Below are 21,865 nucleotides of genomic sequence, written 5' to 3'. Positions count from 1 at the left end.
ACTAGGTTGCCTGGTCGTGCGCCCCCATTCCTATGACGACGTACTCGCCGGCCGCCGCCGCAAGAAGGTGCCGGAAGTCCCCGCCGAACCCGGTCTGGTGGTCGAAGACCCGGCCGGCGGCTACTGCGGCGCGGTGGTGAAGATCGAGTACGGGAACGTCGTGCTCGAGGACGCCAAGGGCCGCCACCGCGTCTTCCCGCTCGTCCCCGCGGGGTTCCTCCTCGAAGGCAAGCCGGTCACGCTGGTGCCGGTCAAAGCCCCGGCGAAGGCCCCGGTCCGGCAGATCTCGGCGTCCGGGTCCGTGCGCGTCCAAGGCCTGCAGGCCCGCGTCGCCCGCGACTCGCGCATCTGGGTCGAGGGCAAGCACGACGCCGAGCTCGTCGAGCGCGTCTGGGGCCACGACCTGCGCGTCGAAGGCGTCGTCGTCGAGCCGCTCGACGGCGTGGACGAACTCGCCGACCGGATCGCCGAGTTCGGCACCGGCGCCGGCCGTCGACTGGGTGTGCTGGTCGACCACCTCGTGCCCGGCAGCAAGGAATCCCGGCTCGTCGAGGCCGTGCACGACGAGAACGTGCTGGTCACCGGCCACCCCTACATCGACGTCTGGGAGGCCGTGCGGCCGGAAGCCGTCGGCATCGAAGCCTGGCCGAAGATCCCGCGCGGCACCGAGTGGAAGCAGGGGATCTGCGACGCGCTCGGCTGGGGGCAACCTTTCGAAGGCTGGCAACGTGTGCTGAGCGGGGTGAGCAGTTTCCGCGACCTCGAGACCCCGCTCATCGGGGCCGTGGAACGGCTCATCGACTTCGTCACCGAGCCGACGGAAGAGGGCTGAATGTCCGGTTTGTCCAAGGTCACGCGTGGGTCACGTCCCGTCACTGCGCCGGTGCGAACCGGCGCGATCTGAGAGCATGAAGCCATGGCTTGGGCACTGGTCTGGTTGATCATCGGCATCGCCCTGATGATCGCCGAAGTCGTCTCCGGCGACTTCGTGCTGATCATGCTGGGGGTCGCCGCGCTGTTCGGCGCCGGTGCCGAGGTCCTCACCGGCAACCTCGTCATCGACGTCGCCGTGTTCGCCGTCGCCTCCGTCGGCATGCTCCTGCTGGTCCGCCCCGCGCTCAAACGGCGCTTGCTGTCCGGGCCGAGCCACCACACCGGCATCGACGCGCTCATCGGCGCCCGCGCCGTCGTCGTCTCCACAGTGGACTCCGAGGCGGGCCGGGTGAAGCTGGCCGGCGACGTCTGGTCGGCCCGCAGCCTGGGGGAGCACTGCCCGCCCATCGCGCCCGGCACCCCGGTCACGGTCGTCGAGATCTCCGGCGCCACCGCCGTCGTGTCGGCCGAGCCGTGAGCCTGGGACTCGTCATCGTCGGCGAGGGCCACGCCGCGGTGCTCGAACGCGGCGGGCGGTTCCGCGCCGTGCTCGGCCCCGGCCGCCACTTCGTGCTCCCGTTCGCCGACCGGGTCCGCGCCCGCGTCCACCTCGGCGAGCAGATCCTCTCCGCCCCGCCCCGCGCGGTCGAAGCCGGCGACGGGCAGGAGGTCCTCATCGGCTTCGAGGTCACCTTCGCGGTGACCGACCCGCGCCTGGCCACCTACGAGATCGCCGATCCCGCACTGGCGATCGAGCAGCTGACCCGCACCGCGCTGCGGCAGGAAGCCGGCCTGACCACCGCCGAGCGCGCCGTCACCGCGCCCGGGGACCTGCACCGTACAGTGTGGACGGTCCTGCGCGACACCACCGGCCGCTGGGGCATCACCGCGAAGGAACTGAAACTCGGGGTGCGCCCGCCGTCGGCACCCGGAACGCCGTCAACCGCACAAGAATGGTACTAGGTAAGGGGAAATTCTCTTGACCGGATTTGTGATCGGCCTGGTCATAGCCCTGGCTTTGCTCGTGGTCATCACCATAGCCAAGGCGGTCATGGTGGTGCCGCAGGCGCAGTCGGCCGTGATCGAACGGCTCGGCCGGTTCCGCACGGTCGCCTCGCCCGGCCTCAACATCCTCGTGCCGTTCCTGGACAAGGTGCGCGCCCGGATCGACCTGCGCGAGCAGGTCGTCTCGTTCCCGCCGCAGCCGGTGATCACCGAGGACAACCTGACGGTGTCGATCGACACCGTGGTGTACTTCCAGGTCACCGACTCGCGCGCGGCGGTGTACGAGATCTCCAACTACATCGTCGGTGTCGAGCAGCTGGCCACCACGACGCTGCGCAACGTGGTCGGTGGCATGAGCCTCGAGCAGACCCTGACCTCCCGCGACTCCATCAACACCCAGCTGCGCGGCGTGCTGGACGAAGCCACCGGCCGCTGGGGCATCCGCGTCAGCCGCGTCGAGCTCAAGGCGATCGACCCGCCGCCCTCCATCCAGGACTCGATGGAGAAGCAGATGCGCGCCGACCGCGAGAAGCGCGCGATGATCCTCACCGCCGAAGGTCAGCGGGAGTCGGCGATCAAGACCGCGGAAGGCCAGAAGCAGAGCCAGATCCTGTCCGCCGAAGGTGCCCGCCAGGCGACCATCCTCGCCGCCGAGGCCGAGCGGCAGTCCCGCATCCTGCGGGCGCAGGGTGAGCGGGCCGCGCGCTACCTGCAGGCGCAGGGCCAGGCGAAGGCCATCGAGAAGGTGTTCGCCGCGATCAAGGCCGGCCGCCCGACCCCGGAGGTGCTGGCCTACCAGTACCTGCAGACGCTGCCGCAGATGGCGCAGGGCGACGCGAACAAGGTCTGGATGATCCCCAGCGACTACGGCAAGGCCCTCGAAGGCTTCGCCCGCGCACTCGGCGCCCCGGGCGACGACGGCGTGTTCCGGTACGAGCCGCCGCAGGAAGACGTCCCGGACAAGCCGGACCTCGAGGACGAGGAGGTCGCCAGCTGGTTCGAAACCAAGAGCGACCCGAAGGTCGCCGAGGCGGTCGCGGCCGCGGAAGCCGTGGCGCGCCAGGAGGTCCCGGCCCTCGGTGCCCCGTCGACGCCGCCCGCGCGGCCGTCGATCCCGCGGCCGTCCCAGCAGCAGAGCGAGCCGGAGGCCGACGAGGACCGCGGCACGGAGGTCACGCCGTCGCCGCAGCAGCCGCGGACCCCGCAGAGCGGTCAGCCCGCACTGCCCCAGCCGCAGGCCCCCGCCGGCCCGCCCCCGGGTGGCCAGTACCAGGGTCCGCCGCCGCAGGCGCCGCCGCCGGGCCAGTTCGGCGGCCCGCAGCAGAACCCGGGCGGCGGGCCGTTCCCGCAGCAGCCCCCGTTCGGCGGACCCCAGGGCCCGCGCCGCTGACCTCCGGTCGTGCCGTGAATGCCACCTTGAGGGACTTAGCGTCCGTCAAGGTGGCATTCACGGCTTTTCAGGTCCGCTGGTAGACACTCGCGTCGTCGATGTCCGCCTTCGAGCGGTCCTTCAGCCAGATCACGCACACGATCGTGACCACCGCGGACAGGACGATGTAGGCCGAGATCGAGTACGGCGTCCCGGTCGTGTGCAGCAGCCACGTCGCCAGCAGCGGCGCCGGTCCGCCGGCGAACACCGAGGCCAGCTGGTAGCCCAGCCCCGCGCCGCCGTAGCGCAGGTGCGTCGGGAAGCTCTCGCCGATCAAGGCCGCCTGCGGGCCGTACTGCAGCGCGTGCGGGACGAACGACACGACGACCGCGACGAACACCAGCGCGTGGCTGCCGTGCGTGAGGATCTGGAAGTACGGGAAGGCGATCACCCCGGTCAGCACCGCCCCGCACAGGTAGACCCGTTTGCGGCCGAAGCGGTCCGACAACGACGAGAACAGCGGGATCAGCGCCAGCTCGCACGCCGCGCCGACGAGGACCGCGTTGAGCACGAACGTCCTGCTGAACTCGTGCCGCGACACGACGTAGATCAGCACGTAGCTGGTGAACAGGTAGAACGGCATCTGCTCGCTGAACCGGACACCGGCCGAAAGCAGGATTTCGCGCCAGTGGTACCGGATCGCGTCGAGCACCGGCGTGCGGGCGGTCTGCCGGTTCTCGACCAGCTTCGCGAACATCGGCGTCTCGAGGATCTTCAACCGGATGACCAGGCCGACCGCGACGAGCACCAGGCTGGCCAGGAACGGCAGCCGCCAGCCCCAGGAGTCGAACGCCTCCGGCGAGAGCGTCGCCGACAGCAGCGTCATCCCGCCGGTGCCCAGCACCAGCCCGACCGGCACGCCGATCTGCGCGAAACTGCCGAGCAAGCCGCGTTTGCGCTGGTCACCCCACTCCATCGCGAGCAGTACCGAGCCGCTCCACTCGCCACCGATGGCGATGCCCTGCACCAGCCGCAGCAGCACCAGGATGAGCGGGGCGGCGATCCCGATCGCCGACGTCCCGGGCAGCATCCCCACCACACCGGAGGAGATGCCCATCAGCAGCAGCGTGACGATCAGCGTCGCCTTCCGCCCGATCCGGTCACCCCAGTGCCCGAAGATGGCGGCCCCGACCGGGCGCGCGGCGAACCCGACCGCGTAGGTCGCGAAGGACTGCATGGCCCCCGCGTACGCGCTCGAGGCGGGGAAGAACAGGTGCGGGAAGACCAGGGCCGCCGCGGTGTTGTAGAGGAAGAAGTCGTACCACTCGATGGTCGTGCCGACGGCGCTCGCCAGCGCCGCCCGCCGCACCTGCACTCGTCTTGTCCTGCTGTCGGTTGCCGCCTTGTGAGTGACGCTGTTGTCTCCCAGAACCATCTCGCAACACCTCCGGTGACCGATGTCACACAACAGTGTGGCGTCCGCCGACGGATTCGGCGATCGTTGGCCGGTTTCTCGTCCGGTCAGTGACGAACTGGATGCAGATTCGGCAACTTTGCAGATTCGGCAAGTTGCGGTACGGTGGCGCCATGGACACCGACCGGGCCGGGCTGCGGGAGCGCAAGAAGCAGGAGACGCGCATCGCGCTGAGCTGGGCGGCGATCCGGCTGACCGTCGAACGCGGGCTCGACAACGTCCGGATCGAAGACATCGCCGCCGAAGCCGGGGTGTCCACCCGCACCTTCAGCAACTACTTCGGCAGCAAGGGCGAGGCCATCGTGGCCCGCCACCACGACCGGGCCCGCGCGATCGCCGCGGCGTTGCGGGAACGCCCCGCCGCCGAGCCGATCTGGGACGCCATCACCCAGGCCGCGCTCGAGGGGTTCGCCCTCGGTCAGCCGGTCCCCCAAGGGCACGCCGCCGACCAGTCGTGGCTGGAAGGGCTGCGGCTGATGGTCGCCGAACCCGCGCTGCAGGGGGAGTTCCAGAAGGCCGGCGCGGCGGCCGAGGCCGAGTTCGCCGCCGCGATCGCCGAACGCACCGGCACCGACGTCGCGCAGGACGTCTACCCGCGGCTCGTCGCCGGGGTCGTCGGGGCCGCGCTCAACGTCGTGACCCAGCAGTGGCTCGTCGCGGAGCCGCCGCAATCCCTCGAAGCTCTCCTGCGGGACGTGTTCGGCCGGCTCGCCGCCGGTCTGCCCGAACCGCACTAGCTCCCCATCGAAGACGCCCGCACGACGGGCTGCTTCGCCCTGCCCAAAAGGAGTCCGTCATGGAAGACGTCGTCATCGCCGGAGCCGGCCCCAACGGCCTCATGCTCGCCTGCGAACTCGCCCTCGCCGGCATCCGCCCGCTGGTTCTGGAACGGCTGCCCGAGCCCACCACCGAGAACCGCGCCAACGGGCTCGTCGGCCAGGTCGTCCGCCTCTTCGACCGCCGGGGCCTGCACGAGCGCCTGGCCGGGCCGATCGGACCGCCCGTGCCGGCGTTCGTCTTCGGGGCGATGCGCCTCGACCTCACCCTCGCCGAGCGCAACCCGGTGAACATCCTCGGCGTGCCGCAGCGCCGGGTCGAAGCGATGCTCAACGAACGCGCCGCCGAACTGGGGGTCGAGGTCCGGCGCGGGCACGCGCTCAGCGGCCTGGTCCAGGACGCCGAAGCGGTCACCCTCGACGTCGCCGGTCCCGAAGGTGACTACCGGCTCACGACCCGGTACCTCGTCGGCGCGGACGGCGGCCGCAGCGTCACGCGCAAGCTCGCCGGCATCGGCTTCCCCGGCGTCACCGAAGACCACACCCTGTCCTGCACCGCGAACGCCACCGTGCCCGCGGAGTTCGCCGACGCCGCGTCCGGCGGCCTGCGGGTGCCGGGCCACGGCGTCATCCCGCCGTTCTTCCACTACCGCACCGAAACCGGCCTGTTCGTCTACGCGCCGTTCCCGACCGGCACGCTGGTCACCACGATGGAGTGGACCGACGAGCCGGAGACCGGCGACGAGCGCCCGATGACCCTCGACGAGCAGCGGGCGAGCATCCGGCGCGTCCTCGGCTTCGACTTGCCCCTCGGCCCGCCGGAGGGCGACGGGCCCCACCTGCTGCGGCGGCTGCGCGGCCGCAACACCCGGCTGGCCGATCGCTTCCGCGAAGGACGGGTCCTGCTGGTCGGCGACGCGGCGCACGTCCACTCCGCGATCGGCGGGCCCGGGCTCAACCTCGGCCTGCAGGACGCCGTCGGGCTCGGCTGGAAGCTCGCCGCCGAGCTGCACGGCTGGGCACCGGCGGGCCTGCTCGACACCTACGAGAGCGAACGCCGCCCGGTCGCCGAGCGCGTGGTCATGCACACGCAGGCGCAGTCCGCGCTGATCACCCCGGGCGGCGACGTCACCGCCCTGCGCGAGCTGTTCGGCGAACTGCTCCGCCTTCCAGGCACCGTGCAGCACATCGCGGACCTCATGGCCGGCGCGGACATCCGGTACGCACCGGCCACCGGCCACCCGCTCGACGGCCGCTGGGCCCCGGACCTCGTGCTGGCCGACGGGACCCGGCTCGCCGAGCTGACTCGGACCGCCCGGCCGCTCCTGCTCGACGCCACCGCCTCCCTCGGCACCGAGCTGCGGGGCTGGACCGACCGCGTCGACGCCGTCACCGCCGGGTTCGACGGGGAAGCCACGGCGTTGCTCATCCGCCCCGACGGGTACGTGGCCTGGGCCTCCAGCTCGGCGGAGCCGGACGACACCGAGCGCAAGGCCCTGCGGGTGGCTCTCGAACGGTGGTTCGGCACCCCCCTTGACGCGTAGGAGATTCCCTACGTATGGTCGGCGGCATGACGATCACCCATGTGCAGTTCCTGACCCTGCCGGTCGCCGACCACGCCCGCGCGCGGGAGTTCTACGTCGGCAAACTCGGGTTCGAAGCGCTCGTCGACCGCCGCACGCCCGAGGGCGGCCGGTTCGTGCTGGTCGCGCCGAAGGGCGCGAAGACCGGCGTGGTGCTGACCGACCAGCAGGTCACCGGCACCGGGGGCGGACCGCGGCACTTCCAGCTGCAGACCACCGACGTCGACGCCGATGTCGCCGCGCTGCGGGCGGCCGGGGTGGAGGTCGCCGAGCCGCGGCAGTGGCCGTGGGGCCGCGCGACCTCGTTCACCGACGTCGACGGGCACACCCTCGGCCTGCTCGAGCCGTCGGACTTCGGTGCCGTGCCACGCTGATGCCGGTCAACGACGACGTCTTCGCCGCACTCGCCAGTCCGGCGCGGCGCGAAGTGCTGCGGCTGCTGCTCGACGGCCCGCTGGCCGCCGGCGCGATCGCGGAGCGGTTCGCCATGGCCCGGCCCAGCCTTTCGGAACACCTCCGGGTGCTCCGCGAGGCCGGCCTGGTCACCGAGCAGCGTCACGGCCGCAACCGCGTGTACCGCCTCGACGCGTCCCCGCTCGAAGAAGTCGCGGACTGGCTCACCCCGTACGAGCGCTTCTGGCGCACCAAGCTCGCCAACCTGCGTGACCTGCTGGACGAGGAGGAAGACCGGTGACCGAGGACGACCCGACCGCGGTCCACGTCGACCAGTTCCTCGCCCACCCGCCCCGCAAGGTGTGGCGGGCCCTGACCGAGCCGGACCTCCTGGAACGCTGGATCACCATGCCCAACGACATCAAACCCGTGGTGGGGCACCGGTTCGAGCTGCTGGCCGAGCCGGTGCCGGCGGCCGGGTTCGCCGGTGGCCCGGTGGCGTGCGAGGTCCTGGAGGTCGAGCCCGAGCGCAAGCTCAGCTTCCGCTGGGGTCCGCAGTGGACGGTCACCTGGCGGCTCGAGCGGGAGGGCACCGGCACCCGGCTGTTCCTCAGCCACGAAGGGTTCGACCCGGACGACGAGTTCCAGCGCGTCTCCCGGCGGATCATGGGCGGCGGCTGGCGCTCCCACGTGCCGCGGGCGCTGGCCCGGTTGCTGGACACGCTGCCCGAACCGGCCCCGTTACGATCGGGTGGTGACCCCCGCCCCGGCTGATCCTCATGCGTCGAAACCGCTGCGCGCCGACGCCCGGCGCAACCGGGCGCGCGTGCTCGAGGCGGCCGAAAACGTGTTCGCCGCCAAGGGCACCGGGGCGCCCACCGAGGAGGTCGCCCGCGTCGCCGGCGTCGGCATCGGCACGGTGTTCCGGCACTTCCCGACGAAGGAGGCACTGCTCGAAGCGGTGCTCTTCGACCGGCTGCGCCGGTTCGTCGACGAGGCCGAAGCGGCCGTGGCCGCGGAGTCCGTCGAGCCGGGCGGCGCGTTCTTCACGTTCCTCACCAGCTGGATCGAGATGTCGAGCGCGAAGAACGCCTACTTCGAGGCGCTCACCGCAGCCGGGGTCACGGTGCCGTCGGCGAAGTCCGACATCGGCGCGCGGCTGACGTCGGCCCTCGGCGTGCTGCTCTCGCGCGCGCAGGAGGCGGGCGCGGTCCGGAAGGACCTCGTCGTCGGCGAGCTGATCCCGGTGATCATCGGCGTCGCGAAGGCCGCCGAGTACGCCGGCCCGGACGCACCCCTGCGCGACCGGGCCGTGGAAATCCTCTTCGACGGCTTGCGCCCGTCAGCGGGGGAGCGGCGCTGAGTCCACCGGCGCCAGCGCCGGGCGCTTCGCGGTCAGGGTGTCGCCGGAGGACTCGCCCCGCAGGCGCCGCCGCACCCACGGCAGCGCGTGCTCCTGCGCCCACTGGAGGTTCTGGCTGCGGCGCTGCGCCGGGCTGAGCAGGTCCCGCGGCCCCAGCTCGGCGGCCGTCAGCGGGTGTTCGACGCCGAGGACGTCCAGCACCGCGATGGCCACCTCGGCGTGGCCGAGCGCGTTGAGGTGCAGGCGGTCCGGCGCCCACAGCCGCCGGTCGCGCAGCTGCCGCATGGCCCACAGGTCCACCAGCAGCGCGCCGTGCCGGGCGGCGATCCCGCGCACGTGCTCGTTGTAGATCGCGACCCGGCCCCGGATCCGGCGGAACAGCGCGTCCTCGACCCCGTCGACCCCGGTGAACAGCACCAGCCAGGCCCCGGTCGCGCGGATCCGCCCGACCGCGGTCTCGTAGCTGTCCATCAGCCCGTCGATGTCGACCTTGGGGCGCATCAGGTCGTTGCCGCCGGCGTAGAGGGTGACGAGATCGGGTTCCATGGCCAGCGCCGGCTCGAGCTGTTCGGCCAGCACCTGGGACAGCAGCTTCCCGCGGATGGCGAGATTGGCGTACCGGAATTCCGGCTCGCGGGCGGCGAGCTGCTCGGCGGTGCGATCGGCCCACCCGCGCACGCCGTTCGGCGCGGCCGGATCGTCGTCCCCGACGCCTTCGGTGAACGAGTCCCCCAGGGTCACTAAGCGCTTGCTCATGTGTCCAGTCTAAGCAGGACGCGCGGCCGGTCGCCGGAACCCCGGCGATCGTCGCGCTGCGCGCTGGGCAGGATCATCGCCCTAGGCCCGGGGAACCGCTCGGGCCAGCGCGTCGCACATCCAGTTCGACGTGCCGAAGCGCATGACGACGACGGGCCGGTCGAGTGGCAGGACCGAGCCGGCGCACGCGTGGTTCTCGAACGGTTGCGAGGCGGAGCCGAGGGACTTGCCCGACAGGCCGAACAGGTAGCACCGCCCGACGTCGACCGCCGTGCCGAGGTCGCGCCCGACCGCGATGACGACCCCCACGGACGAGGGGTGGTCGGCGTGCCGGTAGATCCCGATGGCCAACCGGTCCGCCTCGTACAGGCACCGGATCTCGTTCGCCAGGCCGGCGTAGCGGCCGGCCAGGTCTCGCACCGCCGTGACGAACTGCCTGGTGACCTTCTTCGCCGCGGTGGTCTTCCCTTCACCGACCTCCGGGACGAGGGTGGCGACCTGGTCGATGAGGTCGGCGAAGGGCAGGCACGGGTTCGCCGCCACCGGCGTGATCGAGGCCTCGTGCGGCCTGCCCGGGTCGAATTTCGGCAACCAGTGCCGCATCTGCCCGCCGACGTGGTCACAGCCGCTCTTGCCGGCGCTCGAGGTGGCGGGGGCCGGGCTGCCGACGGCCGGGGCGGCTCCGGCGTCGGCCGGTTCGTGGCAGCCGGCCAACGCCAGCAACAGCGTGAGCGGGAGCGCCCACCGCGGAAGTCTCCTGGGGTTTCGCATACCCCTCAGAGCCGTCGGGGGCGCTGTTGATACCCCGGATTCCGGTGGAACCCGAGGTATCAACGTCCACCGTGGACGCTCTGACCCGGTGACACCCCGGCGAAAGGAGCGGTGATGAAAGTGCGCGACGCCGTGGGCGATCTCCCCGCGATGCCGCCCGGCTCGTCCGGGAGCGTCTGCATCGCCGTTCTGGACGGCCCGGTCGACTTGTCCCACCCCTGTTTCGCCGGCGCGCACCTCGAGGTGATCGACACGCTGGTCCAGGACCCCGCGAGCCGGGGCGCGATGTCGGTGCACGGCACGCACGTCACCAGCCTGATCTTCGGGCAGCCGGGCTCGCCGGTGGTGGGTGTCCTGCCGGGCTGCCGCGGCCTGATCGTGCCGGTGTTCCGCGACGACGGGCTGCGCCTGTCCCAGCTCGACCTCGCGCGGGCGATCGAAGCCGCCGTGGCCGCGGGCGCGGACATCATCACCATCAGCGGTGGCGAGCGCACACCGGACGGCGAGCCCGATGCGCTGCTGGCGAACGCGTTGCGGTTGTGCGCCGCCCACGACGTGCTCGTGGTCGCCGCCGTCGGCAACGACGGTGACGCCACCGTGCAGGTGCCGGCCGCCGATCCCACCGTGCTCGCCGTCGGCGCGTGCACGGCCGGCGGCGTCCCGCTCGCGACGAACAACTGGGGCGCGCCGTACCGGCTGAACGGCGTGCTGGCGCCGGGGCACGACATCGAGGGCGCCCGGCCGGACGGCGGCACGGTGCGGCTGTCCGGAAGCAGCTTCGCCACGCCGATCGTGGCCGGCGTCGCAGGGCTCCTGCTCGCGCAGGCCCGGAGCCGGGGCGAAGACCTCGTCCCGGCCACGCTCCGGCACCTCATCGTCAGTACCGCGGCCGGCGGCGACACGCCCCGGCACCTCGCCGGCGTCCTCGACGTCCCGGCGGCATTCACCCCTCTCAAGGAAAGCGAGACGACCGTGGAACAACTCGAAGCGACTCCGCCACCGCAGGACGGCGGCGTGGTCGCCGCGTGCGCCGACACCCCGGCCGGGCAGACCGCCTGCGAGGGCCGGCCCCTCCCGAGCCACATCTACGCCATCGGCACCATCGGGTGGGATTTCGGTTCCGAAGCGCGGCGTGACGGCTTCATCCAGCAGATGGACGTCACCCCGGTCGGCGATCACCTGATGCCGGGGAACCCGTACGACCCGGCGCAACTGTTCCGCTACCTCGCGGAGAACCCGTGGGCGTCGGACAAGCTGATCTGGACGTGCAACCTGGACGGCCGGATGCCGATCTACGCACTGGAAGCCGAAACCCCGTTCGGCATGACCTGGGGCGGCCCACGCACCGACGAGACCGACGGGGCCGACTTCGGCTATCCGCCGGTTTCCCTGGTGCACAAGACGTTCCGGGAGGCGATCGTCGGCCAGTCGCTCGGCCCCGACAACCCGAGTTACGTGGCGCGGGTGTCGGTGCCGGGCACGCTGACCAACCGCACGGTCCGGCTGTTCTCCGGGCAGGTCGTGCCGGTCGTCGTCGTGCACGCCCAGGGCCTCTACACCTGGAACGAAGCCGTGCTGCTGGACGATCTGATCGACACGATCAACAAGGACTACGACGCGAGGAACGCGGGCCGGCCGGACGAGCAGACGGTCCGGCTGCTGGTCCGGGCCTTCCTCGACAAGGTCTACTACCAGTTCCGCAACCTCGGCCAGAGCTCACCGGACCGGGCGCTGAACTACGCCGCGACCAACGCCTTCGAGCTCACGCGTGAGCTGGCCAACGGCTTCCTGTCGGGCAGGCTCACGCCGCGCCGGGCGGACGAGCCGGAGGTGCTCTACGCCCTCGACGACATCACGGTCACCAAGAGCCGCTACGCGCGGCCGGACGCCGACGCCTGGGACGTCAAGATCACCTACTTCGATCCGGAGAACGACCGCCGCTCCCGGGTCGCCTACCTGCAGACCTTCGACGTCAGCACCAGTCCTCCGGTGAGCCTGGCGCCTTCGCACCAGTTCCTCGTCGGAAGTTAGGAGACCACGATGAACCCCACTCTGGCGCTGCCCAGACTCGCCCGCGGGATCGACCGCTCCGAGAACGCGGCGCCCTCCAGCCTGCGGGACGGCCCCGGGCTCGACGCCGCCCGCGCCGACTGCCGCAAGCTGCGCGGTCCCGCGAGGGACATGTGCTACAAGGCGCTGGCCCTGGCGAAACGGCCGTGACAACGCCACCGGAACTTCGGCTGCCGCGGCCGGCCGAAGGAATTCACCGCACCCGGCCACCGGGCCCGGTCGCGGATACGCCCGGAGTCCGGGCGGCATTCGCCGATCCCTGTGGCGACGCCGAGACGTTCGAGGATTGGCTCACTTGCCAGTCCGCGAAGGATCCATTCGTGCTCTATTGACCAGAAAGGACCATCATGTCCCACACCACAGTTCCGTTCGCCCCGGCGTTGCGGATGCCGCGCCAGTCGGCGGGAATCGACCGCCACGGCTCGTCCACCGCAGCGCTGGGCGGTGACAGCGGGGTGGAGCCCGCGATCCTTCCGGTTCTGCTCGGCGGGTTGCTGACCTCGTTGCTGACCTCCGACCCGGTGCAGAACACCATCAGCGACGTCGTGGACGGTATCGGCGACTTCTTCAGCGGCCTTTTCGGCTAGGCCGTGCCCTTTTCGGTGGAAAGGATCGGGAGAATGCCGCTGAGACTGCCCGTACAGGCATCGGTGAATCGTTCGCTGCCGATCAGTCCGTTCACGATCCCGGATCCCGACGGTAGCCCCGTCGACCTCGTCTACGGGGCTCACCCGGGAGATCCGGCACCACTATCACGCCCGATCCGCGGGGGTCGGGCCTGCCCATCGCGATTGTGAGGTTTCCATTATCCCGGGAACGATTTCCTGAGCGGCCTGATGCAGAACACCAATCTGCTGTAGACCGGGCGCCGGCGCCTTCACAGGGCAACCGGAGCTGGATGATCCACCTGGCCGACCTGCGGGCCATGGCGCCGGGGTGGGGAATCGCGCCGATCTTCGTCGGCCAACACCACCCCGGCATCACCACCCCGGGCGTGTCCCACACCCGGACCGCCGAGCAGGGCCGCCGGGACGCCCTGCTGGCGGCGCAGCCGGCCGACCAGGCGGGCTTCACCAGTGGCGCGGAGGCCGACCTGACCGGGCCGCCGCTCGGCGTCGACGTCTCCGCCGGGATGCTGCGCTACGCGGCGGCGCGGCTGCCGATCGTGCTCGGCGATGCCGGGGCGCTACCGATCGCCACCGGCGCGCTGCCCGCCGTCGTCGCGATCATGGTCCACACCGACATGCCCAGCTATCCCGCGGTGCTGCGGGAAGCGGCCCGTGTCCTGGCGCCCGGCGGGGTGTTCGTGCACATCGGCGTGCACCCGTGCTTCTGCGGCGGCTTCGCCGACCGCACCAACAGCCGGGGCTGGGCGCGGTCCTCGATGCGGGCCTGGTGTTCGAGCGGTTCGCCGAAGGCGGCGCGCCCACGCCGACGGTCTTCGCCTGGCGCACGAGAAAGCCTTACGCCGAAGGAACTAACGGCTGACCTGCCGCTCCGGCTCGCTATGCTCCCGCGATGGCAGGCAATGCACGTCGCGCGGAGGCGCGGATCGGCCACGACGCCCGCACGGCGGCCACCCGCACGCTGGATGCGGCGTTGCGCGAAGGCCGGCTCGATCTGGCCGAGTACGAACGGCGGCTGGTGGTCGTCCAGGCCGCCCGGGTGCGGAAGGACCTGACGCCGGCCGTCGCCGATCTGCCCGATGGTTCCGGCCGGACGGGCCCGGGACTGCGGATCTCCGCCGCGGACCGGGAACGGGCGCTGGTCCGGCTGGCCGGCGCCCTGACCGACGGACGCCTGCAGGCGCGCGCCTACACCGACGCCGAGGAACTGCTGAACCGAGCCGTCACGTACTCGGACGTCGACGCCGTCGTCGGCAACCTGGACGCGAAGGCGAGTCACGCCGAACGCGATCAGGCCATCGCACGCATCGAGGCCGCGGTCGCCGGCGGGCTGCTGGATCCGGCCGAACGGCACGACCGCTTGGCCGCGGTCCGGCGGGCGACCACCGACGCCCAGCTGGCCGCGCTGGTGGCCGACCTCCCCGCCGGTGCGGGCGCGGCCCGCTCGCCGCGGGCCTCCCACGCCGACCGGGAAGCCGCGGTCGCGCACCTGCACGACGCCGTCGAGGCCGGGGTGCTCGACCTGCCGGAGTTCGACGAGCGGGTGCGCGCGGTCTACGCGGCGCGGTTGCGCGACGAGCTGGCGAGGGTGGTGGCGGACCTGCCGGACCCGGCCACCGAACCGGCTCCGACACCGGCTTTCCTGCCGTCGGCGCCGCCGGTCGTCCTGGCGCCGCAGCCGCCGTCGTTCGAGGCCGGGATGACCGCGGCCCGGGTCGCGGGCTTCGGGCTGTTCCTCATGATCGGCATCGTGATCGTCTTGGGGATGGCGGGGTTGACCGCCCTGGCCATCGTGGTCGGGTCGGTGTCGGCGATCGTGTTCGTCGGGGTCCTGCTGTGGACCCGGCGCACCATGACCGCGGCCATCGCCGCAGAAAGCGTCCCCCAGGCCGAAAACCGGTTCCCCGTGGGGGTCGAACCGTTCCCCAGCCGGGCGACGTGGGTCGACGTGGACCCGGCCGAGTGGACACCGGAGGAGGAGCCGCCGCGCACGCGGACGCTGGGCAAGCACAAAGGCGACCTGCTGGCGATGACGGCCCTGGTCCTGCCCGACGGCACCCCGGTGGCGATCACCGGCGGCCGCGACAACACAGCCCGGGTGTGGGACCTGTCCGACGACTCGTGGCGGCACACGCTCGACGGCCACACCCACGACGTGGTGGGCATCGCGGCCATGGTTCTGCCGGACGGCGTCCCGGTCGCGGTGACGATCAGCCCGGACCGGACCGCCCGGGTGTGGGACCTCCGTGACGGTTCGCCCCGCGACGCCCCGCTGAAAGTGGGTTTCGAGCCGCACGGGGTGAGCTGCCTGTCCCTGGCCGACGGCACGCCGGTCGTGGTCGTCCACAACGTGACCGACGGAATCCGGCGGTGGGACCTGCGGGATCACAAACTGCTCGGAAAGGTCGCCCACGGCTCTTATGACGGCTTCGTCGACGCGATGTTCCCGGTGGTGCTCCCCGACGGCACGGCGATCGCACTCGGCACCGACTGGGAAGGCCCGATCAAGGCGTTCGACCTGAAGACCGGGGAGACCCGGTTCACCCTGCTCGGCCACACCCACGCGGTGCGGTCGATCGACACCGCGGTGCTGCCGGACGGCACTCCGGTGGCCGTGTCCGTGAGCGGGGACAAGACGATCCGCATCTGGGACCTGCACCGCCACACCCTGCGCCACACCATCACGGGCCTGCTCCACACCCAGGAGGCGGTGGTGTGCACGTCCCTGCCGGACGGCACCCCGATCGCGGTCGCCTGCGACTACGAGCGGAACAAGGCGGTGCGGGACCTCCGCGACGGTTCGGAGCTGCCGTACCGGCTCGCGCTGGGAGGAGACCTCCTCATCCCGGTGACGCTCCCGGACGAGACCCTGATCCTGGGCCTGTCCGAGGACCCCTCCGCGGCGGTGGTCCACCCGCTGACCTAGGCGCCGGCCTGGTTGGCGATCCCTGCTGCCAAGAGTCTTGAAGGGCGCCGTCCCCCTCCCGGCGCGAGCCGTTGAACTGCAGCTTCCGCACCAGGCCGGCTCAGCCGCCTACCCGGACATTCTCTAGGCGCTGACCTGCCGCGCCCGGTGCTCGGCCACGTGCACCCGAGTCGCGCATCGCGTCGAACAGAACCGGCGGCGGCCGTTGCGGGAGGTGTCGACGTACGCCGTTTCGCAGCCTTCGCGGCTGCAGATGCCCAGGCGATCCGGGGCTTCACACACGAGGTGGGCCAGGCCGCCCGCGGTGTACGCGCGGACCCGGCCGACCGGTCCGGCGTCCTCCGCCGAGTAGTGCAGGTGGGGCGGCTTGCCGTCGTGGGTGGTGATGTACGGGCGGCACGCCGCTTCGGCCAGCAGATCGTTGACCAGGTCCGGGCGTGCGGCGGGGTCTGCGGCGAACACCGGCCGCAGGCGGTGGGCCCACGCGCCGATCAGGGCCGCTTCGCCGTCGGTCAGTGCGTTGATGGCCATGCCGTTGCGGACCATTCCGTCGAGGAGGTCGCTCGCGGAGCCGGCGTTGACCAGGTCGGCGGCCACCAGCGCCGCCGGGCCGCCGTAATGGTTGAAGTGCACTGACTCATTACAGCACGATCGGGGCATGGATCGAAACCGTTGCCCCCGCTGCGGCTGGCCGCTCGCCGAACTCCCGGCAGCCGCGGCGCGGCCCGTCACCCACCGGCTCGACTACGTGCGCTGCGTCTGCGGCAGCTGGCTCGCCCGCCTCGACGGCGAAGTCGTCGGCGCCACCCGCGCGCGACCGGCCCGGTGAATCAGAGGTCGAGCGCACCCGCCGCGTTGTCGTCCCACTGGTCGACGCGGCGGATGTACTCGTACAGCGCCCGGCTGCCGCGCACCCAGCGGCCCTGGTCGGCGATCGCGAGGTCGTCGGCCCCGGCCCGGCGCGCCTCGGTGGCGAACCCGGACCGCAGGGAGTGCCCGGTCACCGGGTACGGCAGGCCCGCACGGACGCCGGCCCGGGTCAGGATCTGGTTGACGCCCGTTGTGGTCAGCGCCGGCGCGCCGACGTTGCCGTGCCGGTCAACGCGGCGGAACGCGGGCCCCTCGGAGATCCCGGCGCCGGACCGCCACGCGTGCCACGCCCGCACCGGGTCGGTGTCGGGGCTCTCGCGCCGCGGGACGACCATGTCGCCGGTGCTCTTGCCGTGCCGGACGGTCACCGCCAGCCCCCGGTCGTCGACCGGCTGCACGTCGGTGACCAGCAGGTTCGCCAGGTCCGAGCAGCGGGCGGCGATCGGGAAGCCGATCAGCAGCATGGCCCGGTCGCGGGCGCCGGCGAGCGTGTCGGGACACGCGCGCGACATCGCCCGCAGGTCGGTGAGGGTGACCATGGTGGCCTTGCCGCGGCCGCGCTGGATCCCTTCCCGGGCCAGCCGCTGCCGGTACCCCTTCAGCGCCCGCCAGGCGGCACGGCTCGCTTCGGGATCGACGAGGACCTTGTGGTGGCGCAGCCCGGCGAGCGCCCCGGTGAGCCGCCGCTCGATCGTCGACGGCGCCGCCGGCGCGGCCCGTTCGGGCACCTCGGGCACCGCCCGTTCGCTCGGCCGCAGCGTGCGGCCCCGTTCCAGCCACACGACGAACCCGGTCAGCGCACCGATCGACGCCGAGAGCGGCGGAATCCCGGCTTCGGCGGTGTAGTCCTGCCACACCTGCCAGTCCTGGGCGTAGGCCTTGAGCGTGTTCGGCGGCCGCTGCCCGTCGACGTGCCGGGCCGCGGCCTCGTCCAGCAGCGCGAGCCGGTCCTGCGGGCTCAGCGCGCCGTCGATCACCGGTTCGAGGTCGGGCACGCGCCGAGGTTACGGGATGTCGATCTCCACGGGCGGGAACCTGGGCCAGGGCGTCGGCTGCGATGGGTTCACTGCTCCTGACTCGCGCGGATCGGCCCTCCGCTGTTACTCCGGGCCCCCGGGTTCCACCAGGCGGTTCTGGGTTTGGATATGTGACCTTATCCCAACCTAGAGCTGCGATAGCTAATCTTCTGATTTCGAACAGCTATATCTAGTTCTGATTAGAAGCTTTGATAGAGTGCTGATCATGACGGAAGATGCTGGTCAGGTGCGCGTGTGCGAGTACCGGAGGTGTGGGGCGCCGTTGCCGCCCGCGGTGGGGCGAGGGAGCCGTGCGCGCTTCTGCCAGGACGGGAAGACGTGGGGGCGCCGGAACCTCAGCTGCCGGGACGCCGAGGCCGTGCTCTCGGACGCCGAGTCGCTGCGGGAGAGCGACACCGAGCTGGACGACACCGCCGTCACCGCGCTCGCGGGCCAGGTCGATCGCGTGCTCGAACCGGCTCGCGGACTCGTCGAAACCCTCACGACACTGCGCCACCAGCTCGCGGCGACGACCGCCGCCGCGCTCGCGGAACGAGACGCGGCCTTGGTCGAGGCCGACGAGCACCGCCGTGAACGCGGCCTGGCCGAAGCCGAAGCCGCGCGGGCCCGGCAGGTCGCGGACGAGGCCGCCGAGACCGCGGCCGTCGCCGAGAAGGAGAAAGCCGCGGCCCTGCGGGAGCGGGACGCCGACCGCGCCGCCCGCCGGGCCGCGCTGCAGGAGCAGCAACGCGCCGAGGGGCAGCTGGCCGCGGTCCGCGACGAGCTGGCCCGGGTCGGCGAGCGAGCCGAAGCCACGGCCGCGCTCGCCGGCGAACGAGCCGCGGTGATCGCCACCTTGACCGCGGAACTGGCGGCCGCGCGCACGGCGCTCGAGGAGGAGCGCGGGCGCGGCCAGGTCGCCGTGTCCCGGGCCGAAGCGGCCGAGTCCCGCGCCGACGCCGTCACCGAACGGCTCGAGGCGGCTCGCGAGGAGCAGGTCAGGACGACCGCGGCTCATCAGGCCGCGCAGGCGGCGGTTCTCGAGCGGGCGAAGGCGGAAGCCGAGCAGCTGCGTGCGGCGTCCGACCGCCGGCTGGCCGAGGTGCAGGCGGCGCACGAGCAGACCGTCCGGTCGATGCACGAGACCACCACGACGCTCGGCGCCGAACTCCGCGCGTGCACGGCCAGGGCCGACGCCGCCGAGCGTGGGTTGAGCCGGACGCTGGCCGTGCTGCGGGACATCCCCGAAGCCGGGTTGCCCGAGGACGTCCTCGAGATGCTTAAGTAGTTGCTTGACTATTGGGAACAACGAGGTATAACTTAAGTACATGCTTAACCATGAAGAGTCGCTGGACCTGGTGTTCCGCGCCCTGGGTGACCGGACGCGGCGGGCACTGGTGGAGCGGCTCGTGCGTGGCCCGGCGTCGGTCAGTGAACTGGCCGCGCCGCTGACCATGTCGCTCGCCGCGGTGGTGCAGCACCTACAGGTGCTGGAGACCGCCGGGATCGTGCGGTCGGAGAAGGTCGGCCGCGTCCGCACCTGCCGGATCGAACCGGAGGTGCTGCGCGCCGGCGAGCACTGGCTGGGGCGGCAGCGCACCACGTGGGAAGGCAGGCTCGACCGGCTCGGTGACTTCCTCACCGGGCCGGAGACCTCGGAAGGAAGCACGTCATGACCGTCTTGCACAGCACTTTCACCCTCGAACGCACCTACCCCGTGCCGCCGGGACAGGTGTTCGCCGCCTGGGCGGACCCGGCGACGAAGGCCCGCTGGTTCGGCGCCGGGGAGGGGCACGAGCTGGACTTCCGCGTCGGCGGCCGCGAGCTGACCCGCGGCCGCACCCCGGACGGCAAACCGCTCGCCGCGGCCTCGACCTACCACGACATCGTGCGGGACGAGCGGATCGTCTACACCACGACGCTGACCGGCGGCGACGTCCTGGCCACGGTCTCGACGACCACGGTCGAACTCGTCCCCGACGGCGAGGGCACCCGCCTGGTCCTGACCGAGCAGGACACCTTCCTCGACGGCGCGGAGGAGCCGGCCTGGCGGGAACAGGGCACCGGCGATTGGCTGGCGAAGCTGGGCAAGGAACTGGCCGGTGGCCTCAGCGGTCCCTCCGGTAGTGCTGAGGGCTGACGCCGAACTCGCGCTTGAACGCCGCACTGAGGGCGAACGCGCTGCCGTACCCCACCTGGCGGGCGAGCGAGGCGATGGTGGCGTCCGGGTGCTGGCGCAGCAGGTCCGCGGCGAGGGCGAGGCGCCAGCCCGTGAGGTAGGCCATCGGTGTCTCGCCGACCGCGGCCGCGAACCGCCGGGCCAGCGCGGCCCGGGAGACGCCGACGTCGGCCGCGAGCTTGGCGACCGTCCACGGCTCGGCCGGCTGGTGCTGCAGCAGCCGCAGCGCCTGCCCGACGACCGGGTCCTCGTGCGCCCGGTACCAGGCCGGTGCGCCGGTGCCGGGCCGGTCGAACCAGGCGCGCAACGCGGCGATCAGCAGCAGGTCGAGCAGCCGGTCGAGGACGGCTTCCTGGCCCGGCAGGTCCTTGCCGATCTCGGCGGCGAGCAGCTCGACCAGCGGGGTCGGCCAGTCGGCCGCGCGCAGCACGAGCACCGCCGGCAGCGCGGCCAGCAGCCGTTTGCTCAGCTCGCCTTCCATGCCGTAGGTGCCGGTGAGCAGCACGACCGGGCCGTCGGCGCCGTGGCCCCAGGTGCGGACCCCCACGTCGGTGAGCTCGGTCAGGTGAGCGCCGTCGGGGGTGCGGCACTCCTGGCCGGGCAGGATGAGCGCCTGCGGCGGGGTGCCGGGGTGGTCGGCGACCAGGTACGGATCCGGGCCACGGGCGATCGCGACGTCGCCTTCGCCCATCAAGACGCCTTCCCCGCCTTCGGGCACGATCCACGCTTCACCCCGGACGACCGACACCACGGTCAGCGGCGCCCGGTCCTCGATGCGCAGCGACCACGGCGGGGTCAGCACCGAACGCAGCAGGAACGCGCCGTGCGCGCGGGGGCCCTCGAGGAGTGCGGCGAGCGGATCCATGCCGACGACTTTAGACGCTGAAACATGCGATCGAGGCTTTGAGCTATGGAGAGTCTCACCGGGCGCCGCTTGACTGGCACGGTGACGGAGAGGGAGAGACCGATGTCGATGGTGGTGCTGGTGGCCGCGCTGGTCGCGGCCGGGCTGGTCGCCGGGTTGTTCTACGCCTACGCCTGCTCGGTCATGCCGGGGCTGGCGCGCGGGGACGACAAGACGTTCGTCGAAGGGATGCGCGGGATCAACATCGCCATCGTGAACCCGGTGTTCCTGCTGACGTTCCTGGGCGCGCCCCTGCTGGCGGGGGTGGCGGTGTTCGTGAACCCGGGCCCGCGGCCGTGGGTGATCGCGGGGTTCGCGTTCCTGGTGGCGATGGTGGTGATCACCGGGGTGGTGAACATCCCGCTGAACAACGCGCTGGACAGCGGTGGCGACGACTACGCGGCGCTGCGGGCGCGGTTCGAGACGACGTGGGTGCGCTGGAACGTGCTGCGTGCGCTGGTCAGCACGGCGGGCTTCGGCTGCCTGGTCGCGGCCGTGGTCACCGGGCGCGGTTAGCCGGCCGGGCCGCCGGACGGCGCTCCGCGAGCAGCCCGGAACGCCGACCGGCGGGCCGTCAAGCGAAGTCTTCCGGTCCCAGCATCGGGCGGACCTCGATGCTGCCGTAGCCGGCGGCGGGGTGTTTGGCCGCGAGTTCGAGGGCTTCGTCGAGGTCGGCGCAGTCGAGGACGACGAAGCCGCCGATCTGTTCCTTGGCTTCGGTGAACGGTCCGTCGGTGAGCAGCACCTCGCCGTCGCGGACGCGGACCGTCGTGGCTTCCGCCGGCGGGCGGAGGCCACCGCCGCCGTGGATCTTGCCTCGGCGTTGGAGGTCTTCGCTCCAGCCGCCGCAGCCGTCGTCGCGGTGCTCGGCGGCGGTTTCGTCACCGCAGATCATCAGCAGGTACTGCATG

At 72.0% G+C, this 21,865-nt stretch carries 27 protein-coding genes; 20 read left to right on the top strand and 7 right to left on the bottom strand.

The window, feature by feature from the left end:
• Window positions 1-16: 16 nt before the first annotated feature.
• The 4 genes from AB0M80_RS21600 to AB0M80_RS21585 all read left to right on the top strand — a co-directional run bounded on the left by AB0M80_RS21600 (window position 17) and on the right by AB0M80_RS21585 (window position 3,268).
• On the top strand, window positions 17-832 hold the full coding sequence (locus AB0M80_RS21600) for a DUF3097 domain-containing protein (RefSeq protein ID WP_364567491.1): 816 nt from the start codon (window positions 17-19) through the stop codon (window positions 830-832).
• Window positions 833-916: 84 nt separating this feature from the next.
• Window positions 917-1,351 (top strand): NfeD family protein, encoded by a 435-nt coding sequence (locus AB0M80_RS21595; RefSeq protein ID WP_364567489.1) that lies wholly within the window; start codon window positions 917-919, stop codon window positions 1,349-1,351.
• Window positions 1,348-1,836: an SPFH domain-containing protein gene (locus AB0M80_RS21590; RefSeq protein WP_364567486.1), complete on the top strand. Its 489-nt coding sequence runs from the start codon at window positions 1,348-1,350 to the stop codon at window positions 1,834-1,836. The genes AB0M80_RS21595 and AB0M80_RS21590 overlap by 4 nt, the downstream gene beginning before the upstream one ends.
• Window positions 1,837-1,852: 16 nt before the next feature.
• Window positions 1,853-3,268, top strand: a complete 1,416-nt coding sequence (locus AB0M80_RS21585; protein WP_364567483.1) for an SPFH domain-containing protein — start codon at window positions 1,853-1,855, stop codon at window positions 3,266-3,268.
• Between the two features lie 67 nt (window positions 3,269-3,335).
• Here the strand turns inward: AB0M80_RS21585 and AB0M80_RS21580 are convergent, their stop codons facing one another.
• Window positions 3,336-4,682 (bottom strand): MFS transporter, encoded by a 1,347-nt coding sequence (locus AB0M80_RS21580; protein WP_364567480.1) that lies wholly within the window; start codon window positions 4,680-4,682, stop codon window positions 3,336-3,338.
• A 152-nt stretch (window positions 4,683-4,834) separates the two neighbouring features.
• Between AB0M80_RS21580 and AB0M80_RS21575 the strand changes: the two genes are divergently transcribed.
• Genes AB0M80_RS21575 through AB0M80_RS21550 form a run of 6 tightly spaced genes read left to right on the top strand, consistent with a single transcriptional unit; the run spans window position 4,835 to window position 8,836 of the window.
• Window positions 4,835-5,458 (top strand): TetR family transcriptional regulator, encoded by a 624-nt coding sequence (locus AB0M80_RS21575; RefSeq protein ID WP_364567477.1) that lies wholly within the window; start codon window positions 4,835-4,837, stop codon window positions 5,456-5,458.
• A 59-nt stretch (window positions 5,459-5,517) separates the two neighbouring features.
• On the top strand, window positions 5,518-7,041 hold the full coding sequence (locus AB0M80_RS21570) for an FAD-dependent monooxygenase (RefSeq protein WP_364567475.1): 1,524 nt from the start codon (window positions 5,518-5,520) through the stop codon (window positions 7,039-7,041).
• 26 nt (window positions 7,042-7,067) lie between these two features.
• Window positions 7,068-7,454 (top strand): VOC family protein, encoded by a 387-nt coding sequence (locus tag AB0M80_RS21565; RefSeq protein WP_364567472.1) that lies wholly within the window; start codon window positions 7,068-7,070, stop codon window positions 7,452-7,454.
• Window positions 7,454-7,774: a metalloregulator ArsR/SmtB family transcription factor gene (locus AB0M80_RS21560; RefSeq protein ID WP_364567469.1), complete on the top strand. Its 321-nt coding sequence runs from the start codon at window positions 7,454-7,456 to the stop codon at window positions 7,772-7,774. The genes AB0M80_RS21565 and AB0M80_RS21560 overlap by 1 nt, the downstream gene beginning before the upstream one ends.
• Window positions 7,771-8,247 carry an SRPBCC domain-containing protein gene (locus AB0M80_RS21555; RefSeq protein WP_364567466.1) on the top strand — a complete coding sequence of 159 codons (477 nt, stop codon included), beginning with the start codon at window positions 7,771-7,773 and terminating at the stop codon, window positions 8,245-8,247. Before AB0M80_RS21560 ends, AB0M80_RS21555 begins: the two co-directional genes overlap by 4 nt.
• Window positions 8,228-8,836 carry a TetR/AcrR family transcriptional regulator gene (locus tag AB0M80_RS21550; protein WP_364567463.1) on the top strand — a complete coding sequence of 203 codons (609 nt, stop codon included), beginning with the start codon at window positions 8,228-8,230 and terminating at the stop codon, window positions 8,834-8,836. The genes AB0M80_RS21555 and AB0M80_RS21550 overlap by 20 nt, the downstream gene beginning before the upstream one ends.
• Here AB0M80_RS21550 and AB0M80_RS21545 read toward each other — a convergent pair.
• Both AB0M80_RS21545 and AB0M80_RS21540 read right to left on the bottom strand, forming a co-directional pair.
• Window positions 8,816-9,592: an SGNH/GDSL hydrolase family protein gene (locus AB0M80_RS21545; RefSeq protein WP_364567460.1), complete on the bottom strand. Its 777-nt coding sequence runs from the start codon at window positions 9,590-9,592 to the stop codon at window positions 8,816-8,818. The genes AB0M80_RS21550 and AB0M80_RS21545 overlap by 21 nt on opposite strands.
• Window positions 9,593-9,673: 81 nt before the next feature.
• Window positions 9,674-10,363 (bottom strand): hypothetical protein, encoded by a 690-nt coding sequence (locus AB0M80_RS21540; RefSeq protein WP_364567457.1) that lies wholly within the window; start codon window positions 10,361-10,363, stop codon window positions 9,674-9,676.
• Window positions 10,364-10,477: 114 nt separating this feature from the next.
• On the opposite strand from AB0M80_RS21540, the gene AB0M80_RS21535 reads away from it, so the two are divergent.
• From AB0M80_RS21535 to AB0M80_RS21515, 5 genes are all read left to right on the top strand, one after another.
• Window positions 10,478-12,394 carry a S8 family serine peptidase gene (locus tag AB0M80_RS21535; protein ID WP_364567454.1) on the top strand — a complete coding sequence of 639 codons (1,917 nt, stop codon included), beginning with the start codon at window positions 10,478-10,480 and terminating at the stop codon, window positions 12,392-12,394.
• Window positions 12,395-12,403: 9 nt separating this feature from the next.
• Window positions 12,404-12,583 carry a hypothetical protein gene (locus AB0M80_RS21530; protein WP_364567451.1) on the top strand — a complete coding sequence of 60 codons (180 nt, stop codon included), beginning with the start codon at window positions 12,404-12,406 and terminating at the stop codon, window positions 12,581-12,583.
• 197 nt (window positions 12,584-12,780) lie between these two features.
• Entirely contained in the window at window positions 12,781-13,020 is a 240-nt protein-coding gene (locus AB0M80_RS21525) for a hypothetical protein (protein ID WP_364567448.1), read from the top strand.
• A 311-nt stretch (window positions 13,021-13,331) separates the two neighbouring features.
• The gene (locus AB0M80_RS21520) at window positions 13,332-14,114 is read left to right on the top strand and encodes a class I SAM-dependent methyltransferase (protein ID WP_364567445.1); all 783 of its coding nucleotides are present in this window, start codon (window positions 13,332-13,334) and stop codon (window positions 14,112-14,114) included.
• Entirely contained in the window at window positions 14,033-15,985 is a 1,953-nt protein-coding gene (locus AB0M80_RS21515; RefSeq protein ID WP_364567644.1) for a DUF1707 domain-containing protein, read from the top strand. Before AB0M80_RS21520 ends, AB0M80_RS21515 begins: the two co-directional genes overlap by 82 nt.
• Window positions 15,986-16,108: 123 nt before the next feature.
• On the opposite strand, the gene AB0M80_RS21510 is transcribed toward AB0M80_RS21515, so the two are convergent.
• Window positions 16,109-16,618, bottom strand: a complete 510-nt coding sequence (locus AB0M80_RS21510) for a CGNR zinc finger domain-containing protein (RefSeq protein WP_364567443.1) — start codon at window positions 16,616-16,618, stop codon at window positions 16,109-16,111.
• A 25-nt stretch (window positions 16,619-16,643) separates the two neighbouring features.
• Between AB0M80_RS21510 and AB0M80_RS21505 the strand changes: the two genes are divergently transcribed.
• Window positions 16,644-16,814 (top strand): hypothetical protein, encoded by a 171-nt coding sequence (locus AB0M80_RS21505; RefSeq protein ID WP_364567441.1) that lies wholly within the window; start codon window positions 16,644-16,646, stop codon window positions 16,812-16,814.
• A 1-nt stretch (window position 16,815) separates the two neighbouring features.
• Here AB0M80_RS21505 and AB0M80_RS21500 read toward each other — a convergent pair whose 3' ends face one another.
• The gene (locus tag AB0M80_RS21500) at window positions 16,816-17,850 is read right to left on the bottom strand and encodes a site-specific integrase (RefSeq protein ID WP_364567437.1); all 1,035 of its coding nucleotides are present in this window, start codon (window positions 17,848-17,850) and stop codon (window positions 16,816-16,818) included.
• A 247-nt stretch (window positions 17,851-18,097) separates the two neighbouring features.
• Here AB0M80_RS21500 and AB0M80_RS21495 point away from each other — a divergent pair, with 247 nt between their 5' ends.
• The 3 genes from AB0M80_RS21495 to AB0M80_RS21485 are packed head-to-tail and all read left to right on the top strand — an operon-like array spanning window position 18,098 to window position 20,011.
• The gene (locus AB0M80_RS21495; RefSeq protein ID WP_364567434.1) at window positions 18,098-19,159 is read left to right on the top strand and encodes a hypothetical protein; all 1,062 of its coding nucleotides are present in this window, start codon (window positions 18,098-18,100) and stop codon (window positions 19,157-19,159) included.
• 40 nt (window positions 19,160-19,199) lie between these two features.
• Window positions 19,200-19,547, top strand: coding sequence for a metalloregulator ArsR/SmtB family transcription factor (locus AB0M80_RS21490; protein ID WP_364567431.1), 348 nt, complete (start codon window positions 19,200-19,202; stop codon window positions 19,545-19,547).
• The gene (locus tag AB0M80_RS21485; protein WP_364567428.1) at window positions 19,544-20,011 is read left to right on the top strand and encodes an SRPBCC family protein; all 468 of its coding nucleotides are present in this window, start codon (window positions 19,544-19,546) and stop codon (window positions 20,009-20,011) included. The genes AB0M80_RS21490 and AB0M80_RS21485 overlap by 4 nt, the downstream gene beginning before the upstream one ends.
• Here the strand turns inward: AB0M80_RS21485 and AB0M80_RS21480 are convergent.
• Window positions 19,980-20,915: an AraC family transcriptional regulator gene (locus tag AB0M80_RS21480; RefSeq protein WP_364567425.1), complete on the bottom strand. Its 936-nt coding sequence runs from the start codon at window positions 20,913-20,915 to the stop codon at window positions 19,980-19,982. The genes AB0M80_RS21485 and AB0M80_RS21480 overlap by 32 nt on opposite strands.
• A 102-nt stretch (window positions 20,916-21,017) precedes the next feature.
• Between AB0M80_RS21480 and AB0M80_RS21475 the strand changes: the two genes are divergently transcribed.
• Window positions 21,018-21,470, top strand: a complete 453-nt coding sequence (locus AB0M80_RS21475) for an anthrone oxygenase family protein (RefSeq protein ID WP_364567422.1) — start codon at window positions 21,018-21,020, stop codon at window positions 21,468-21,470.
• A 58-nt stretch (window positions 21,471-21,528) separates the two neighbouring features.
• On the opposite strand, the gene AB0M80_RS21470 is transcribed toward AB0M80_RS21475, so the two are convergent.
• A complete protein-coding gene (locus AB0M80_RS21470) occupies window positions 21,529-21,864 on the bottom strand; it encodes a YciI family protein (RefSeq protein WP_364567419.1) in 336 nt (111 codons plus the stop codon).
• Window position 21,865 lies beyond the last annotated feature (1 nt).

The sequence above is a fragment of the Amycolatopsis sp. NPDC051045 genome (genome assembly GCF_040682955.1).
Classification (GTDB): domain Bacteria; phylum Actinomycetota; class Actinomycetes; order Mycobacteriales; family Pseudonocardiaceae; genus Amycolatopsis.
Note: the sequence above shows the minus strand (reverse complement) of the source record. Positions and strands in the feature narration are given on the sequence as shown.

Coding starts and splice junctions, on each gene's coding strand:
- AB0M80_RS21505 (WP_364567441.1), top strand. CDS start 16,644: ATGGATCGAAACCGTTGCCCCCGCTGCGGCTGGCCGCTCGCCGAACTC.
- AB0M80_RS21480 (WP_364567425.1), bottom strand. CDS start 20,915: ATGGATCCGCTCGCCGCACTCCTCGAGGGCCCCCGCGCGCACGGCGCG.
- AB0M80_RS21470 (WP_364567419.1), bottom strand. CDS start 21,864: ATGCAGTACCTGCTGATGATCTGCGGTGACGAAACCGCCGCCGAGCAC.
- AB0M80_RS21495 (WP_364567434.1), top strand. CDS start 18,098: ATGACGGAAGATGCTGGTCAGGTGCGCGTGTGCGAGTACCGGAGGTGT.
- AB0M80_RS21490 (WP_364567431.1), top strand. CDS start 19,200: ATGCTTAACCATGAAGAGTCGCTGGACCTGGTGTTCCGCGCCCTGGGT.
- AB0M80_RS21565 (WP_364567472.1), top strand. CDS start 7,068: ATGACGATCACCCATGTGCAGTTCCTGACCCTGCCGGTCGCCGACCAC.
- AB0M80_RS21595 (WP_364567489.1), top strand. CDS start 917: ATGGCTTGGGCACTGGTCTGGTTGATCATCGGCATCGCCCTGATGATC.
- AB0M80_RS21520 (WP_364567445.1), top strand. CDS start 13,332: ATGATCCACCTGGCCGACCTGCGGGCCATGGCGCCGGGGTGGGGAATC.
- AB0M80_RS21560 (WP_364567469.1), top strand. CDS start 7,454: ATGCCGGTCAACGACGACGTCTTCGCCGCACTCGCCAGTCCGGCGCGG.
- AB0M80_RS21530 (WP_364567451.1), top strand. CDS start 12,404: ATGAACCCCACTCTGGCGCTGCCCAGACTCGCCCGCGGGATCGACCGC.
- AB0M80_RS21540 (WP_364567457.1), bottom strand. CDS start 10,363: ATGCGAAACCCCAGGAGACTTCCGCGGTGGGCGCTCCCGCTCACGCTG.
- AB0M80_RS21535 (WP_364567454.1), top strand. CDS start 10,478: ATGAAAGTGCGCGACGCCGTGGGCGATCTCCCCGCGATGCCGCCCGGC.
- AB0M80_RS21485 (WP_364567428.1), top strand. CDS start 19,544: ATGACCGTCTTGCACAGCACTTTCACCCTCGAACGCACCTACCCCGTG.
- AB0M80_RS21570 (WP_364567475.1), top strand. CDS start 5,518: ATGGAAGACGTCGTCATCGCCGGAGCCGGCCCCAACGGCCTCATGCTC.
- AB0M80_RS21575 (WP_364567477.1), top strand. CDS start 4,835: ATGGACACCGACCGGGCCGGGCTGCGGGAGCGCAAGAAGCAGGAGACG.
- AB0M80_RS21475 (WP_364567422.1), top strand. CDS start 21,018: ATGTCGATGGTGGTGCTGGTGGCCGCGCTGGTCGCGGCCGGGCTGGTC.
- AB0M80_RS21580 (WP_364567480.1), bottom strand. CDS start 4,682: ATGGTTCTGGGAGACAACAGCGTCACTCACAAGGCGGCAACCGACAGC.
- AB0M80_RS21525 (WP_364567448.1), top strand. CDS start 12,781: ATGTCCCACACCACAGTTCCGTTCGCCCCGGCGTTGCGGATGCCGCGC.
- AB0M80_RS21545 (WP_364567460.1), bottom strand. CDS start 9,592: ATGAGCAAGCGCTTAGTGACCCTGGGGGACTCGTTCACCGAAGGCGTC.